Annotated in this window: 16 protein-coding genes and 1 tRNA gene; 5 read left to right on the top strand and 12 right to left on the bottom strand. The window is 67.8% G+C overall.

The window, feature by feature from the left end:
• Nucleotide 1: 1 nt before the first annotated feature.
• The 4 genes from AC3WJT_RS15955 to AC3WJT_RS15940 form a co-directional block, all read right to left on the bottom strand.
• A complete protein-coding gene (locus AC3WJT_RS15955) occupies nucleotides 2-553 on the bottom strand; it encodes a DNA-deoxyinosine glycosylase (RefSeq protein WP_492344192.1) in 552 nt (183 codons plus the stop codon).
• Nucleotides 492-1,808, bottom strand: coding sequence for an adenylosuccinate lyase (gene purB, locus AC3WJT_RS15950; RefSeq protein WP_492344114.1), 1,317 nt, complete (start codon nucleotides 1,806-1,808; stop codon nucleotides 492-494). Before purB ends, AC3WJT_RS15955 begins: the two co-directional genes overlap by 62 nt.
• A gap of 31 nt (nucleotides 1,809-1,839) precedes the next feature.
• Nucleotides 1,840-3,342: a spinster family MFS transporter gene (locus tag AC3WJT_RS15945; RefSeq protein WP_492344113.1), complete on the bottom strand. Its 1,503-nt coding sequence runs from the start codon at nucleotides 3,340-3,342 to the stop codon at nucleotides 1,840-1,842.
• 84 nt (nucleotides 3,343-3,426) lie between these two features.
• A complete protein-coding gene (locus tag AC3WJT_RS15940; RefSeq protein WP_492344112.1) occupies nucleotides 3,427-4,887 on the bottom strand; it encodes a spinster family MFS transporter in 1,461 nt (486 codons plus the stop codon).
• Nucleotides 4,888-4,987: 100 nt separating this feature from the next.
• Here AC3WJT_RS15940 and AC3WJT_RS15935 point away from each other — a divergent pair, with 100 nt between their 5' ends.
• Both AC3WJT_RS15935 and AC3WJT_RS15930 read left to right on the top strand, forming a co-directional pair.
• Entirely contained in the window at nucleotides 4,988-5,614 is a 627-nt protein-coding gene (locus AC3WJT_RS15935) for a glutathione S-transferase family protein (RefSeq protein ID WP_492344111.1), read from the top strand.
• Nucleotides 5,615-5,662: 48 nt separating this feature from the next.
• Nucleotides 5,663-6,037, top strand: a complete 375-nt coding sequence (locus AC3WJT_RS15930) for a MerR family transcriptional regulator (protein ID WP_492344110.1) — start codon at nucleotides 5,663-5,665, stop codon at nucleotides 6,035-6,037.
• Between the two features lie 32 nt (nucleotides 6,038-6,069).
• Here the strand turns inward: AC3WJT_RS15930 and AC3WJT_RS15925 are convergent, their stop codons facing one another.
• From AC3WJT_RS15925 to sfsA, 5 genes are all read right to left on the bottom strand, one after another.
• Nucleotides 6,070-6,474: a hypothetical protein gene (locus AC3WJT_RS15925; protein ID WP_492344109.1), complete on the bottom strand. Its 405-nt coding sequence runs from the start codon at nucleotides 6,472-6,474 to the stop codon at nucleotides 6,070-6,072.
• A gap of 153 nt (nucleotides 6,475-6,627) precedes the next feature.
• Nucleotides 6,628-7,317, bottom strand: coding sequence for a RadC family protein (radC, locus tag AC3WJT_RS15920; protein WP_492344108.1), 690 nt, complete (start codon nucleotides 7,315-7,317; stop codon nucleotides 6,628-6,630).
• A 68-nt stretch (nucleotides 7,318-7,385) separates the two neighbouring features.
• Nucleotides 7,386-8,216 (bottom strand): type I methionyl aminopeptidase, encoded by an 831-nt coding sequence (gene map, locus AC3WJT_RS15915; RefSeq protein ID WP_492344107.1) that lies wholly within the window; start codon nucleotides 8,214-8,216, stop codon nucleotides 7,386-7,388.
• A gap of 101 nt (nucleotides 8,217-8,317) precedes the next feature.
• Nucleotides 8,318-9,031: a class I SAM-dependent methyltransferase gene (locus AC3WJT_RS15910; protein ID WP_492344106.1), complete on the bottom strand. Its 714-nt coding sequence runs from the start codon at nucleotides 9,029-9,031 to the stop codon at nucleotides 8,318-8,320.
• A 16-nt stretch (nucleotides 9,032-9,047) separates the two neighbouring features.
• Nucleotides 9,048-9,773, bottom strand: a complete 726-nt coding sequence (gene sfsA, locus AC3WJT_RS15905; protein ID WP_492344105.1) for a DNA/RNA nuclease SfsA — start codon at nucleotides 9,771-9,773, stop codon at nucleotides 9,048-9,050.
• A 47-nt stretch (nucleotides 9,774-9,820) separates the two neighbouring features.
• Here sfsA and AC3WJT_RS15900 point away from each other — a divergent pair, with 47 nt between their 5' ends.
• The 3 genes from AC3WJT_RS15900 (at nucleotide 9,821) to AC3WJT_RS15890 (ending at nucleotide 11,105) form a co-directional block, all read left to right on the top strand.
• The gene (locus tag AC3WJT_RS15900) at nucleotides 9,821-10,585 is read left to right on the top strand and encodes a competence/damage-inducible protein A (protein ID WP_492344104.1); all 765 of its coding nucleotides are present in this window, start codon (nucleotides 9,821-9,823) and stop codon (nucleotides 10,583-10,585) included.
• Nucleotides 10,586-10,635: 50 nt separating this feature from the next.
• A complete protein-coding gene (locus AC3WJT_RS15895; protein ID WP_492344103.1) occupies nucleotides 10,636-10,947 on the top strand; it encodes a hypothetical protein in 312 nt (103 codons plus the stop codon).
• A gap of 69 nt (nucleotides 10,948-11,016) precedes the next feature.
• A tRNA-Leu gene (locus tag AC3WJT_RS15890) sits at nucleotides 11,017-11,105 on the top strand.
• 41 nt (nucleotides 11,106-11,146) lie between these two features.
• Here the strand turns inward: AC3WJT_RS15890 and AC3WJT_RS15885 are convergent.
• The 3 genes from AC3WJT_RS15885 to AC3WJT_RS15875 form a co-directional block, all read right to left on the bottom strand.
• The gene (locus AC3WJT_RS15885) at nucleotides 11,147-12,544 is read right to left on the bottom strand and encodes an ATP-binding protein (protein WP_492344102.1); all 1,398 of its coding nucleotides are present in this window, start codon (nucleotides 12,542-12,544) and stop codon (nucleotides 11,147-11,149) included.
• Between the two features lie 163 nt (nucleotides 12,545-12,707).
• Nucleotides 12,708-13,397, bottom strand: coding sequence for a TorF family putative porin (locus tag AC3WJT_RS15880; RefSeq protein ID WP_492344101.1), 690 nt, complete (start codon nucleotides 13,395-13,397; stop codon nucleotides 12,708-12,710).
• Nucleotides 13,398-13,668: 271 nt separating this feature from the next.
• Nucleotides 13,669-14,472, bottom strand: coding sequence for an SDR family NAD(P)-dependent oxidoreductase (locus AC3WJT_RS15875; protein ID WP_492344100.1), 804 nt, complete (start codon nucleotides 14,470-14,472; stop codon nucleotides 13,669-13,671).
• Between the last annotated feature and the right edge of the window lie 60 nt (nucleotides 14,473-14,532).

Raw genomic sequence — 14,532 nt, 5'->3', positions numbered from 1 at the left:
GTCAGTCCGCCAGCGCATCGCGCAGGCTGTTCCAGACGGCCGCCTTCTCTTCGAATCGCAGACTGGCGTGCGCCGGGCTTGAGGACGGCAGCGTCACCAGACGCAGCCGATCCGACTGCGCGGCCAGCAGTTTGCGGCCGTCGCCGGCGGCCTTCCCGCCATTGAACGCCACCATCCGCAGGTCTGGCAGGGTTTCAACCAGGGTCCCCAGGTCATTGTGTGTGGCGTCGCGGATAGCGGTGTCCAGGCTGCCGGCCCGAGTCGCCTCGCCGACCACATCCCACAGCCCCACGCGATGCCGCAGCAGAGTCGCCAGCCGGTCGTCGTAGGGCAGGGCGGCGATGTCCTCGTCGATCATGCCGCCGATCAGCCGCCAGAAGGCGTTCTGCGGATGGGCGTAGTAGCGGCCCGCCGCCAGCGAGGCCTCGCCGGGCAGGCTGCCCAGCACCAGTAGCCGCGTATCGGGCGCGACGACCGGCGGGAAGCTGCGCTTACGCGTGGGCCTGCTCCCCGAACACGCGGGCGAAGATCGTGTCCACGTGCTTGAAGTGATAGCCGTTGTCGAACAGGTCCTCGAGCTCGGCGTCGGTCATGTTGGCCGAGACGAACGGGTCGGCTTTCAGGAAGTCGATGAACCTCCCTTCGCCCCGCCAGACCTTCATCGCGTTGCCCTGCACGGCGGCATAGGCCTCCTCGCGGCTGACGTCCTTGTGGGTCAGGGCGAGCATCACCCGCTGGCTGTGAACCAGGCCGCCGAGACGGTCGAGGTTCTTCAGCATGTTCTCCGGATAGATCACCAGCCGCTCGACCACCCCGGCCAGGCGGCGCAGGGCGAAGTCGAGATGGATCGAGGCGTCAGGCGCGATGCCGCGCTCGACCGAGGAGTGGCTGATGTCGCGCTCATGCCAGAGGGCGACGTTCTCCAGCGCCGGCACGACGGCTGAGCGGACGAGGCGGGCGAGGCCCGTGAGGTTCTCGGTCAGGATCGGGTTGCGCTTGTGCGGCATCGCCGAGCTGCCCTTCTGACCCGGATCGAAGGGCTCCTCGGCCTCAAGCACCTCGGTGCGCTGCAGATGGCGGATCTCGATGGCCAGCCGCTCGATCGAGCTGGCGACGACGGCGAGCGCCGCGAACCAGGCGGCGTGGCGATCGCGCGGGATGACCTGCGTCGAGACCGGCTCGACCACCAGGCCCAGCTTGTCGGCGACATGCTGCTCAACGCGGGGATCGACGTTGGCGAAGGTCCCGACCGCGCCGGAGATGGCGCAGGTGGCGATCTCGAACTTCGCCATCGCCAGCCGTTCCTTGGCGCGCTGGAACTCCGCGTAGTGGCCGGCGAGCTTGAGGCCGAAGGTGGTCGGCTCGGCATGGATGCCGTGGCTGCGGCCGGTGCAGGGCGTCAGGCGGTGCTCGAATGCGCGCCGCTTCAGGGCCGCCAGCACCAGATCGACGTCTTCCAGCAGCAGGTCGGTGGCGCGCGACATCTGCACGGCCAGGCAGGTGTCCAGCACGTCGCTGCTGGTCATGCCCTGGTGCAGGAACCGCGCTTCGGGCCCGACCACTTCCGAAACGTGGGTCAGGAAGGCGATGACGTCGTGCTTGGTCGTCCGCTCGATCTCGTCGATCCGGTCGGGATCCCAGACGGCGTCCTTGCCGCCGGCCCATATCGCCTCTGCGGCGGCCTTGGGGATGGTCCCCAGCTCCGCCATGGCGTCGGCCGCGTGGGCCTCGATCTCGAACCAGATCTTGTACCGGGTCTCGGGAGACCAGATGGCGACGGCGTCGGGGCGGGCGTAGCGAGGGATCATGCCGCCCGCTACGCCCTTGGCGCCCTTGGCGTCAACCGCCCGCGGTGGACTTCATGTGTTTGACCATGCCGATGGCCGCCAGGAAGTAGTGCACCGAGGCCCAGGCGTAGAAGCAGAGCGAGATGATAATCGCCTGCCGCGTCCCCATGGATCCGGCCGTGTGGCAGGCGGTCGCAAGCGATTCCGCCGCTCCCTTGGGCGCAGCGCCGCCGGGGCATTGCTGGATGAAGTCGCCGACTCCGGGGCCGGCCCCAAAGACGCCGAACATGCCCGACACGCCCTGACCGGGGTGGCTGAAGTTGAACTGGCCGAGCAGGTCGCTGAGCCAGCCCGTGAAGACCGGCCCGCCGCCGAGCGCAATCAGGTTGAGGAAGAAGAACAGCAGCGCGGTGGCCGTGGCGCGCTGGGTCACAGGCACCGAGTTCTGCACGACGCCGAACGTCGGGCCCAGGTAAGTGTAGTGGAAGATGCCCGGGATCAGCAGGATCAGGGCGGCGATCTTCCAGTCGTACTGCAGGTAGGCGAGGATGTAGATCGGCGTGGCGACCAGCAGGCCGATGGCCGGCACCAGCGGATACCAGACGGCGCTGCGACGCGCGGCCCGGTCGGCGACAAAGCCGCCGACCAGCGTGCCGATGCCCGCCGAGAAGCCGCCGACGAGGCCGGTGATCAGGCCGACGGTGGCGTAGTCCAGACCGAACTGGCGCACGAAATAGGCCGGCACGAAGGCGCCCGAGCCGTAGGATCCGAACGACGCGATGGTCACGCCCAGCACCATGTGCAGGACCGGCCATTTGCCGAACAGCACCTTGGCGACGCCCCACAGTTCACGGGCCTCGTTGGCCATCGAGAACGGTGCGGCGACCGGCGCGACCGGCGCGGAGACATCTTCCGGTTCGATCGGGTGCTCGACGAGATCGGAATGGCCGCGCGGCGGCTCCTTGACCAGAAGCTTGAACAGGATCGCCAGCAGGATTCCAGGAAGGCCCACGACGACAAAGGCGACTCGCCAGCTGAACGCCTGGGTCAGCCAGCCGCCGGCCACGGCGCCGATCATGGTGCCAAGGGGAATGCCGAACGCGTAGATCGAGAGGGCGGAGGCCCGCTTCTTGGGTTCGAAATAGTCGCTGATCAGCGAGTGGGAGGGCGGCGAGCAGCCGGCCTCGCCGATGCCGACGCCGAAGCGCAGGATCGCCAGCATGAGAAAGTTCTGGGCCGCGCCGCAGAGCGCCGTGAAGCCCGACCAGATTATCAGCGACCAGGTGATGATGCTGACCCGGCTCTTCCGCTCGGCCAGACGGGCGATGGGGATGCCGAGTGTCGTGTAGAGCAGCGCGAAATACAGGCCGCCGAGCAGACCCAGCTGGGTGTCGGTCAGCTTGAGGTCGACCTTGATGGCCTGACCGATGGTCGCAATGATCGTCCGGTCAATGAAGTTGAATGTGTAGGCCGCCAGCAACATGCCGAGCACGAGCGACTTGTAGCCGTTCGAATATACGGGCCGCGCGGCGCCCCCCGCCGTTGCGTCGGTCATTCACGTTCCTCCCCTGAAACTGGCGGCACTCTAGCCGCGGCAGACGGATCGCCGCCAGCCGCGAATTGAATTGCCGGTATGGCGTCAGCTGACCATCTCTTCACGGATGGTTTTGCGGGCCATCCAGAACAGCGTGAAGGCGATCAGGTTGAAGCCCATGGACACGATCAGCGACCAGCGCAGCCCTTCGGCCTGGGCGACCCCGCAGGCCGCCTTGTTGATGTCCAGCATGGCCTTGCCGCAGTCGGCGGTCGCCAGTCCGGACTGCTGCAGGAGCCCGCCGGCCCACAGGTCGCTGATGATGCCGACGAACAGGGGGCCAAGGCCCAGCCCCACGAGATTGATGATGAACAGCAGGACGGCGGCGCAGGTCGCGCGGATCTGCGGCTGCACGATGCTCTGGGCGGTGGCGTAGACGGGCCCGTACCAGAGCGAACCGATGATCGCCGGCAGGGCCATCAGCAGCAGGGCGGCGGTGGCGCTGGGGACCGAGACCGCCGTGATGTAGATCGGGATGGTGACCAGCGAGGCGATGGCCGGGACCACCACATAGGCTCGCAGGTCCTTGGCCCCCAGCCGGTCGGCGATATAGCCGCCCAGCCAGACGCCCAGCACGCCGGCCGTACCGCTGACCACGCTGAGCGCGACGCCGACGGTGCCGATCGGACCGATGGAAAAGCCGGTGATCCCGGTAATCCAGGCGGACAGGTCGGCGATCTGGGCCGAGTGGCTGCGGAAGAAGAAGCTGGCGGTGAACGGGGCGTGGCCATAGCCGATGAAGGCCTTGATCGCGGCGGCGAAGGCGATGAGCCAGAAGGTCTTCTTGGAGATCAGGACCTTCATGGCCTCGCGCAGCGGCACGCTGGCCGTGGCCTTTGCGGCCATGATGGCGGTCAGCTTCCTGCGCGGCTCGGGCAGGGTGAAGATGGTCAGCAGGGCGAAGATCAGCCCGGGCGCCCCGGCCACGAGGAAGGCGGCCCGCCATCCGTAGGCGTCGGCGATCAGCCCGCCCATGGCCATGCCGATCAGACTGCCGAGCGGGGTGCCGATCGAGTAGAAGGCGATGGCCGATGCCCGCTTGTCCCTAGGCACATAGTCCGTGATCAGAGAGTGAGCCGGCGGGGTGCAGCCGGCTTCGCCGACCCCAACGCCGATCCGCGCGAGAACCAGCTGCAGGAAGTTCTGCGTCATGCCGCAGAGCATGGTGAACCCGCTCCAGACCGCCAGGGCGGACCCGATGATCAGCGGGCGGTTGGAGGTCTCGGCCTTGCGGGCGATGGGGATGCCCAGCACCGTGTAGAACAGCGCGAAGGCCAGACCCGTCATCATCCCCAGCTGCCAGTCGGCGAGGTGCAGGTCCTTCTTGATCGGCTCGGCCAGGATGTTGACGATCTGCCGGTCAAGGAAGTTCAGCGTGTAGATGATCATCAGCGTCCACAGCGCGTAGCGCCGGAAGCCTGTGCTGAGGGGCTCGATGCCCGGGCCGTCGTCCGCGGATGCGGCCAGCTCGGACGCGGTCGGCGCCGGGGTTACGGCGTCGGTCATGGGCGTTTCCTCAAACACTTGTTCTATTTGTTGGCCGCACCTTACGGGCAGGTTAGGGGGAGGCGTCAACTGGGTGACACATCATACCGGGGAGTAGCGGGTGGAAATCGTTGTCGGCACCAAGAACTGGTCGACCTGGTCCCTGCGGCCCTGGCTCGTGCTCAAGCGCACCGGCGCGCCGTTCACCGAGACGCTGGTCCAGTTGCGCGAGGTTGAGACCTCGACGACCGAGATCCTGAAACACTCGCCGTCGGGCCTGGTGCCGGTGCTCAAGGATGGCGACCTGACGATCTGGGATTCGCTGGCGATCTGCGAGTATCTGGCGGAGCGGTTTCCGGCGGCGAACCTCTGGCCGGCCGATCCGGCGGACCGCGCCCTGGCCCGCGCTGCGGCGGCGGAAATGCATGCCGGATTCGGATCGCTGCGCGGCGAATGCCCGATGGACCTGACCTTGACCACGAAGGCCGACCTTTCCGAAGCGACCCGGGCCAACGTCCGTCGCCTCGTCGCCCTGTGGTGCGGACTGCTGGCGCGCTCAGGCGGCCCGTTCCTGTTCGGAGACTGGACCATCGCCGACGCCTTCTTCACGCCGGTGGCGACCCGCTTCCGCAGCTACGGGATTCTGGCCAGCGATCATGGCGATACCGGCGCGGCCGGTCGCTACGTCGAGCGGCTGCTGGAAACGCCGGACTTTCTGGAGTGGGAGCGCGACGCTCTGGCCGCTTGACCCGTCCCCTGGGACCGACCGCATACTGATCCGACGGAGGACCTGACGATGATCTCGCCGGAGCGGACAAGGTTGCTGGCCGGGCCCGCCGAGGCGGCCCGGCGACTGGGCGTATCGGTCAAGGCTCTGCGGCTCTACGAGCAACGCGGTCTGGTGACGCCGAAGCGGACACGTCAGGGCTGGCGCTACTTCGACGCCGACGATCTGGAGCGGCTGTCGCGGGCGCTGGCGTTCAAGGCGATGGGTTTCGGCCTCTCGCAGATCGCGACCCTGCTCGACGCGGGCGCCGACGCGGTGGCCGTCGCGATGGCCGTCCAGGAGTCCCGGCTTCAGGCGCAACGCGCGGCGACCGATGACGCGCTCGAGACCTTGCGCAGGGCGCGTCGCCAGCTTGGCGCGACGGGGCTCCGGCTGGTCGCCTGATCACGGTCCGGCGTGCGAGCGCCAAGGATGCGCTAGGGCGAACCGCTGCTGGCCAGCAGGACGGCGTAGGTTCCCAGCGGAAACAGGAAGGGCAGGGCGATCGAGCCCCAGAAGCCCAGGGCCCAGGCCCGCTCCCGATAGAAGTCGATGTCATACGGACGGATGAATCGCTCGATCAGAACCCCCAGCAGGTAGAGGAGGTTCGCGACGCCCATAACCAGCAGGAAGCCGATGCCCAGCAGGATGGTCATCGGTCCCAGCGCCTGCCAGCTGACCTCAGGCTCCGGCTCGCCCGTGTATTGCAGGAACAGGAACAGCGCGTAGGCCGTCCATCCGGCGGTCGCCAGGCCGATGTTGTAGCGAAGCCGACGCGCTTCCCACCAGCGCCAGCCTTCGTGGCGGTCGGCAGAGACCGGACCGGTCGATGTCGGGTTCATGGTCGCTCCCCTGAGGCTACAGCGCAGTCTCCTTTAGCCCGTGGATGGCGTCGACGCTGTCAAGAACCGGAGGATTTCGAGCACAGGTCCTCCGCAAGGGGCCGGCGTCGCAGTCAGCGGGGAAGAGCGCCGGGGAGCGTACGGGCGCTCCGGCTATCGGAACAGCCCGAGCGCCTTGAAGCTTGCGACACCCTCGCGGCCGACCACCAGATGGTCATGCACCGAAATCTTCAGGCTGCGCCCCGCTTCCACCACCTGCCGGGTCATGTCGATGTCGGCGCCGCTGGGCGTGGGGTCGCCGCTGGGGTGGTTGTGGACCAGGATCACAGCGCTTGCGGACAGCTCCAGCGCGCGCCGCATCACCTCGCGCGGATAGACCGGGGCGTGATCGACGGTGCCGCGGTTCAGAACCTCGTCGGCGATCAGCTGGTTCTTGTTGTCGAGGAACAGCACCCGGAACTGCTCGCGCGGCTCGTTGGCCAGGGCGACCTTCACATAGGCCAGCAGCGCGCTCCAGGAGCCGATGACCGTGCGCTTGCGGATCGTCTCGCGACCGACCCGCAAGGTCGTTTCATTGAGCAGCCGCAGGTCCAGCGCCGCGGCTTCGCCGATGCCGGTCACGGTCTTCATCTCCTCGACGGAGGCCGCCAGCACGCCGCCCAGGGTTCCGAACCGCGCCAGCAACGCCTTGGCCAGCGGCTTCACCTCGCCGCGCGGAAAGGTGCGGAACAGGAACAGTTCGAGCAACTCGTAGTCGGGCAGGGCGTCGAGGCTCTTCAGCGCCCGTTCGCGCAGCCGCTCACGATGGCCGAGGTGGTGTGACTGGGTGACGTCGCCCGCCATGGCGCCCCGCGATGATGCCCCTTGCGGGAGGTATCATGGCAAGCGCGCGAGGGTTGTGCAAATTGCGGCTACGCTTCGCCCAGGATCGCCGGCTTGAACAGGCCCGTCGGCGAGGCGGTGAACAGCTCAACGCCGTCGGCGGTGACGCCGCAGCTGTGCTCGCACTGGGCGGACAGGGACTTGTCGCGGGTCACGGCCGTCCAGCCGTCGCTGAGCACCTTCACCTGCGGCCGGCCGAGGTTCACCATCGGCTCGACGGTGAAGAACATGCCTTCCTTCAGCACCGGGCCTTCGCCGGGGCGGCCGAAGTGCAGCACGTTGGGGCTGTCGTGGAACACCTTCCCCAGGCCGTGGCCGCAGAAGTCGCGCACCACGCTGCAGCGCTGTGCTTCGACGTACTTCTGGATCGCCGCGCCGATGTCGCCGAACGTCGCGCCCGGCTTGATCGCCGCCAGGCCGCGCGCCATGCCTTCATAGGTCACGTCGACCAGCCGGCGGGCGCGGGTGGAAACCTCGCCGACGCCGTACATGCGGCTGGTGTCGCCGTGCCAGCCGTCGACGATGACGGTCACGTCGATGTTGGCGATGTCGCCCTCGCGCAGCGCGCGGTCGCTGGGGATGCCGTGGCAGACCACATGGTTGGTCGAGATGCACACGGTGTGGGAATAGCCCTTGTAGAACAGGCAGGCGGGCAGGCCGCCCTGGTCCAGCACGAACTCGCGCGCGAGCCGGTCGAGCTCCGCCGTCGTGACGCCCGGCACGACGTGCGGGATCAGCATGTCGAGGCATTCGGCGGCCATCCGGCCGGCCTTGCGCATGCCCTCGAAGCCCTCGGGCCCGTGGATGCGAATTTCGCCGGTGCGGTACTCGGCGTCGGAAATGGCGTCGGTCAACGTCATCGGTCGGTCCTTGCGTCCCGTCGAAACAGACGGCGGGCGATGCGAATGCCTGAAGGGCTTATGTCGCCCTCATAGCACAGAAGTTCAACCGCGGCGCGGCGTCAGGCGGGCTTCTCCCAGGCCATCATCATCAGCCAGGGCGCGCGGCGATAGCGCTCGCCGATGGCAGGGTCGCCGCCATGGGGCGCGGGCTCGGCGAAATGCTTCAGGATCAGACCCTCGCCCAGCAGCAGCGACATGTAGGTCTCAAGCGGCCGGTGGTGATTCCTGATCTTGATGTCGGCCCAGGTGATCCATTCCGCCCGTTCCTCGAGATAGCGATCGAGCGCAAAGGCCGGCTTGCCGTTCGCCGTGCGGATCCAGCCCAGACCGCCCAGGCCCGCCGTATTGAACGAGGTGAGGTTGGCGATCAGCAGCTGTCCGCCCGGTTTCAGAACCCGGACCATCTCGGGGATCGCCGCGCGGATGTCGGGGATGTCGATCAGGGTCAGGTAGCTGACGACCAGATCAAAGGATGCGTCCTCGAACTCCAGCGTCTCGCCGCGTCCCTCGCGATAGTCGCCGGCGGAGTCGAGCGCCTTCGCCCGCGCGAGCAGGGCCGGCGTCGGGTCGATCCCGACCGTATCGACGCCATGGTTCTGCAACATCCGGCAGAACCGCCCCTCGCCGCAGCCGACGTCCAGCGCGCGTGAAGGCCGCGGCGCCAGAGCCCGCACAAGCATCGGCGCGTCGAGCACCCAGCGCCGCGAGAAGTCGCCCTCGTCCCCCAGGCTGTTCAGCCAGGCGTCGGCGGAGTCGGTCCAGCCGTCGTTCATGCGTCCTTCTCCACCATCACAGACCCGGGCCGCCTGCCGCATCACGCGTCCAGGCGATCCGGCGGCGCAGGGCGATCGCGCCGGGACTCATCTCGCAAGCGTAAACCAGCACCTCGACTCCAGCGTCCGCCGCCCGCGCCAGTCCCGCTGCGAAGGCCGGATCGAGCTCGGCGCAGGCGCTGAAGGCCCGGCAGTCCTCGCGCTGGACGACGAACAACGCCACGGCCCGATCGCCGGCCCCGACCATCGCCTCCAGCTCGCGCAGATGCTTCGTCGAGCGGGCCGCTACGCAGTCGGGAAACTCCGCCAGTCCGGGAGAGCGGGACAGGTGGCAGTTCTTCACCTCAAGCCAGCACCGCTCGCCGGTTCCCTTTTCCAGCAGGAAGTCGACCCGGCTGGCCTCGCCGTACTTCACCTCGCGGCGGTGGACGTCGTAGCCGGTCAGTTCCGCGATTGCGTCAGCCGCCAGGGCTTCGGCGACCAGACGATTGGGCAGCAGGGTGTTGATGCCGACCAGCGCGCCATCGGCCTCCACCAGCTCAAGAGTCCAGGCCAGCTTTCGCTTCGGATCGTCTGACCGTGACAGCCAGACGCCGAGGCCTGGCGTGTTGACGCCCAGCATGGCGCCCGGGTTTGGGCAATGCGCCGTGATGGCCGTGCCGTCATCGAGCACTACATCAGCGAAGAACCGCTTGTAGCGGGCGACGAGCTGGCCGTGGGCGAGCGGTTGCGGGAAGTTCATGCGGCCTCTAATCCGGAAGCCGCCAGATGTAAGGAAGGAACACGTCCATGACGAGCCAGCAGCGGGTGACGGCGGCCGTCATGATCATCGGCGACGAAATCCTGTCCGGCCGCACCCAGGACACCAACCTTTCGGCGATCGCCAAATACATCGGGACCTACGGCGTCGATCTGGCCGAGGCCCGGGTCGTGCCGGACGACGAGGACGAGATCGTCACGGCGCTCAATCACCTGCGCGGCAAGTACGACTACGTCATCACCACCGGCGGCATCGGTCCGACGCATGACGACATCACCGCCGACTGCGTAGCGAAGGCATTCGGCGTGGCGCTGTACGAGCATCCCGAGATCATCGCCATGATGGAGTCGCGCTGGAAGAGCGAGTTGAACGCCGCGCGTCGACGCATGGCCCGGGTTCCCGAGGGCGGCAGCCTTGTGAAGAACCCTGTCCAGGGGCCTCCGGGCTTCCAGATCGGCAACGTCTTCGTGCTGGCCGGCGTGCCCTCGATCATGCGCGGCATGCTGGAGGACGTCGGGCCGCGGCTGAAGGGCGGAGCGGTGGTCATCGCGCGCACCCTGCGGGTCGACGGGTCGGGCGAGGGCAATATCGCCGCGCCGCTGGAGGCGGTGGCGAAGGCCCACCCGAACCTGTCGCTGGGCAGCTATCCGTTCTTTTCCAACGAAGGCTACGGATCGAACCTGGTCATCCGCGGCCGTGACCTGGCGGAGGTCGAGGCAACCCTGGCCGAATTGTCCGCGGCGCTTCGTGACGCAGGGATCAACGGCCTGACCTTGCTTGACACCCCAGGTTAGGCCTGTCCATTTTGCGACCCACCGCTTCAGTTCAGTAAAGAGGTCGCTTCATGCGCCGCCTGTCATTCGCCGTCGCTTTTTCGACCGGCCTCCTCGCCTTCGCACCCTTCGCCAGCGCCCGGGATGCGGCGCCCGCTCCGGCCCCGACGACCGCTCCGGCGACGGCCCCGGCGAAGCCTGCGAAGGACGATCCCAACCGGATGGTCTGCACGCGCGAGCATGAAGTGGGCTCCAACCGCCCGAAGAAGGTCTGCATGACGGTCGCCCAGCGCGAGGCGCTCAAGGATGCGGCGGACCGCACGCTGGACCCGGGCCGTCGTCGCGCGGGCGACCCCGCCATCCCCGGCGCCGCCGGTCAGTAGGATCACCGGCGCAGTTCCGTCTGCGCCGCGTAGCGACTCGGATGCTATTGCTGCCCACATCCGGGTCACGGGGACGTGGCGGAATTGGTAGACGCACCGGACTTAAAATCCGTTGGGCTTCACAGCCCGTGTGGGTTCGAGTCCCACGGTCCCCACCAGATCTGACAGGGCGCGTCGAAAGGCGCGCCCTTTGTCGTGGTCAGTCGGTTCCGGTCCGGCCCAGCGGCGTGACCGCCTCGGCGAGCGCGGCGGACTGGACGACCTCGAACAGGCGGGCGATTTCGATGGGCTTGGCCAGATGGCCGTCCATGCCGGCCTCGAGGTAGCTGGCGACCTGGTGCGCCATGGCGTTGGCCGACAAGGCGATGATCGGCGTGCGGGGCCGGCCCGACTGTCGTTCCAGGTCCCGAATGGCGCGCGTGGCCGCGACGCCGTCCATGACCGGCATTTGCACATCCATCAGCACCAGATCCCAGGCCGCGGCCTGCCAGGCCTCCAGTGCGGCGGCGCCGTCCGCGACGACCACGGGTGAGACCCCGACATGGTGCAGCAGTGTCTTGAGCACCAACTGGTTGACGGTGTTGTCCTCTGCCGCGAGCACCCGCAACGGCCGGTCAACCGATGCCTGACGGGGGGATTGGAGCACGGACGGACCACGCGCCTCGCCCGTGCGGGGCAGGGGCAGCGTGACGGTGAAGCAGGAGCCTTTGCCAGCGACGCTCTCGACGGTGATGTCCCCGCCCATCAGCTCGGCCAGCTGGCGGCAGATCGACAGGCCAAGTCCGGTGCCGCCGTAGCGACGGGTGGTCGAGGCGTCGACCTGGGAGAACTTGGCGAACAGCAGAGGCAGTTTGTCGGCCGGGATGCCCGTGCCCGTGTCCCGGACGGTGACGCGCAGGCCGTCCTCCCCCAGGGTCGCCAGGACGCGGATCTCGCCCTGCTCGGTGAACTTCACGGCGTTGGACAGCAGGTTGTAGAGAATCTGCCGCACGCGGGTCGGATCCCCGCGATAGACGCCCTCGGCGCCGGCGACATCCAGGGCGAACGAGAGCCCCTTCTTGTTGGCCAGCGCGGTAAAGGCCTGGTGGGCGCCGCGCATTACCTCGCCCAGGTCGAAGTCGATCTCCTCGAGGTCGAGCTTGCCGGCTTCGATCTTGGACAGGTCCAGCACGTCGTTGAGCAGCGCCAGCAGGGCGACGGCCGATTCGCGGACGACCTCCAGCCGTTCGCGCTGAGGATCGCTCAGGGCGTCCATGGACATCGCCTGGGCCATGCCGAGCACGCCGTTCAGCGGCGTGCGGATCTCGTGGCTCATGGTCGCGAGGAAGGCGCTCTTGGCGTCGCTGGCGGCCTCGGCGGCGTCGCGGGCCACGGCCAGTTCGTCGCGCATCCGCTGGATCGCGAACCGTTGCCGCGTAACGTACCAGCAGACCGGGATCGAGACGGCCAGCGAGATGACCAGGGTGTTCAGAGGGGTGTAAACGAAGCCCTCGGCGCCGGCCATGATCACGGCGCTGACAAGCCAGTCCATCGCCATGGCCGCGCAGACGACGACGAGGACGAGAGCGGCGGTCTTGGGCAGGACAGGCGAGGACATCGGGGCGTTCCGAAAACGCGGGTCCGGGAATCATGTGGGCCGATTGTTAACGAGTCCGAAACCCGGAACGGGCCGCCCGAAACAGAAAAGCCGCCGCGGCGAACCGCGACGGCTTCCTGTGGACGTCCCCGGGGAGGCGGGGAACGTCCGTTGTTCAGATCGCCTAGGGCAGGGTCGCCTTCAGGCTCACCGTGACGCGGCTGTCGCAGATCGAACCGCAGCCGAGGTCGCTGTCGTGGAAGCGCAAGTCGCCGGAGATCTTGTCGGTGAACGCGTAGCCCACGCCGATGTTGTAGGTGGTGTAGTCGAGGGCGCTGAAGTCGTTGATGGTCTGCTTGCCGACGGCGGCCGTGATGGTCCACTTGTCAGCCGGCGAAACCGCCGCGTTGGCCTCGTAGTAGAGGGAGTCGCCCACGCCGCCGAAGAACTCCGGCGAGTAGAAGGCGGCGACGCCGAGGGTGAACGGGCCGGCCGGCACGGAGGCGGCGGCCTTGAATTCCCAGAACGAGTAGTCGGAGGCGCTCGGCGCGTTGATGTAGCCGTAGTAGATGGCGCCGAAGTCGAAGCTGACGGCGCCGGCGGTCGGCTTCACGCCGACGTAGGCGTCGATTTCAGCGTCGGTGCTGTCGAGGAAGTCGACGTTGGAGGCCCACAGGCCGCCGTACACGATCCCGCTGGAGACGTCGACGCCGCCCTGGATGGCGGGGCCTTCGTCGGTCTGGCTGACGCCGCGGTACACATAGTCCGACGTCGCACCGATGTTGAAGGTTACCGACGCATCCTCGGCATGGGCCGCACCGGCCATGGCGAACGACGCCGCGGCGGCGCAAAGAGCAAGTTTAAGAGCTTTCATCGCTATCCCCTTTTTGTTGGCGCTGATCCCCGCGCTTTTGGCGTGAAACCGGCGTCGCCCCGCCGCACGGCGATGACGAATGCAAGATTGGTCGAAGCGTTGCCCGCACCCTAACGATGGCGGGCTTTTCCGGGCCAAGAGGCGGTCTGGTGTCGCCAAATTGTGCGCTGCAACCACGGATCGCCCGTTTAGTGGGCGCCTTTGTGCTCTCAGCGGCGCTTATTCATCGCAATGCGAAATTCGCGACGTAGCGGTAAGCGCCGCGTAAGGATCAGCGCATCGACAACGAGGCGAATCCCAGATGGGTGCCGGCGTCGGCCAGCAGGGTCTCACCCGTCACGTGGCGTGACGCGGGCGAGGCGAGAAACACCGCCGCGCCGGCGATGTCCTCGGCGGTCGAGGCGGCCCGCAGCGGCGTGGAGTTGATCACGCCCTGCCGCATCCGCTCGATCCGGTCATCGGGCATGGCCTTGCCGAACCACGGCGTGTCGATGAAGCCGGGGCAGATCGCGTTCACGCGGATGTTCGGGGCGAGGCCACGCGCCAGCGAGAGCGTCATGGTGGTCATAGCGCCCTTGGAGGCGGCGTACGGCACCGAGGAGCCGATGCCGGTCACCCCGGCGATCGAGGCGGTGTTGACCACGGCGCCCGGCCGCGGCGCGGCTTCGAGCAGAGCGCGGGCGGCGCGCACCATCTGGAAGGCCCCCACGACGTTGACCCGATAGAGCCGCAGGAAGTCGTCCGCGTCCACGGCGTCCAGATCGCCGTGGTTCGGGGCGAACTTGGTCACCCCGGCGTTGTTGAACAGGGCGTCGATCTTGCCGAACGGCTCGGCCGCCGCGGCGATCTTGCGGCAGTCGGCGTCCTCGCCCACGTCGCCCTGGACCAGCACGGCCTTGGCGCCCTCGGCCTCACAGAGGCGAGCGGTTTCCTCGGCCTCGGCCTGGCTGGAGGCGTAGTTGATGATCACCACGGCCGCGCCGCGCGAGGCGGTCTCCACCGCGATGGCCCGGCCGAGGCCAGTCGACCCCCCGGTGACCAGCACCACGAAACCCTCGAAATCCTTGCCAGCCATGCGTCTCTCCCGGAGCCTGTTTGGCGTCTGATAGCGCGGCGCGGCGGCCTTGTCCCGTCC

This window comes from Caulobacter sp. FW305-C-30-S16 (assembly GCF_058783025.1).
The sequence above is the reverse complement of the archived record's forward strand: the minus strand, read 5'-3'. Positions and strand labels throughout refer to the sequence as shown.

Excerpts from the sequence above, each read along its gene's own strand:
- AC3WJT_RS15925 (WP_492344109.1), bottom strand. The coding sequence starts at position 6,474 with ATGAACCCGACATCGACCGGTCCGGTCTCTGCCGACCGCCACGAAGGC.
- AC3WJT_RS15900 (WP_492344104.1), top strand. The coding sequence starts at position 9,821 with ATGACGAGCCAGCAGCGGGTGACGGCGGCCGTCATGATCATCGGCGAC.
- purB (WP_492344114.1), bottom strand. The coding sequence starts at position 1,808 with ATGATCCCTCGCTACGCCCGCCCCGACGCCGTCGCCATCTGGTCTCCC.
- sfsA (WP_492344105.1), bottom strand. The coding sequence starts at position 9,773 with ATGAACTTCCCGCAACCGCTCGCCCACGGCCAGCTCGTCGCCCGCTAC.
- AC3WJT_RS15910 (WP_492344106.1), bottom strand. The coding sequence starts at position 9,031 with ATGAACGACGGCTGGACCGACTCCGCCGACGCCTGGCTGAACAGCCTG.
- AC3WJT_RS15945 (WP_492344113.1), bottom strand. The coding sequence starts at position 3,342 with ATGACCGACGCAACGGCGGGGGGCGCCGCGCGGCCCGTATATTCGAAC.
- map (WP_492344107.1), bottom strand. The coding sequence starts at position 8,216 with ATGACGTTGACCGACGCCATTTCCGACGCCGAGTACCGCACCGGCGAA.
- AC3WJT_RS15930 (WP_492344110.1), top strand. The coding sequence starts at position 5,663 with ATGATCTCGCCGGAGCGGACAAGGTTGCTGGCCGGGCCCGCCGAGGCG.
- AC3WJT_RS15880 (WP_492344101.1), bottom strand. The coding sequence starts at position 13,397 with ATGAAAGCTCTTAAACTTGCTCTTTGCGCCGCCGCGGCGTCGTTCGCC.
- AC3WJT_RS15875 (WP_492344100.1), bottom strand. The coding sequence starts at position 14,472 with ATGGCTGGCAAGGATTTCGAGGGTTTCGTGGTGCTGGTCACCGGGGGG.
- AC3WJT_RS15895 (WP_492344103.1), top strand. The coding sequence starts at position 10,636 with ATGCGCCGCCTGTCATTCGCCGTCGCTTTTTCGACCGGCCTCCTCGCC.
- radC (WP_492344108.1), bottom strand. The coding sequence starts at position 7,317 with ATGGCGGGCGACGTCACCCAGTCACACCACCTCGGCCATCGTGAGCGG.
- AC3WJT_RS15885 (WP_492344102.1), bottom strand. The coding sequence starts at position 12,544 with ATGTCCTCGCCTGTCCTGCCCAAGACCGCCGCTCTCGTCCTCGTCGTC.
- AC3WJT_RS15940 (WP_492344112.1), bottom strand. The coding sequence starts at position 4,887 with ATGACCGACGCCGTAACCCCGGCGCCGACCGCGTCCGAGCTGGCCGCA.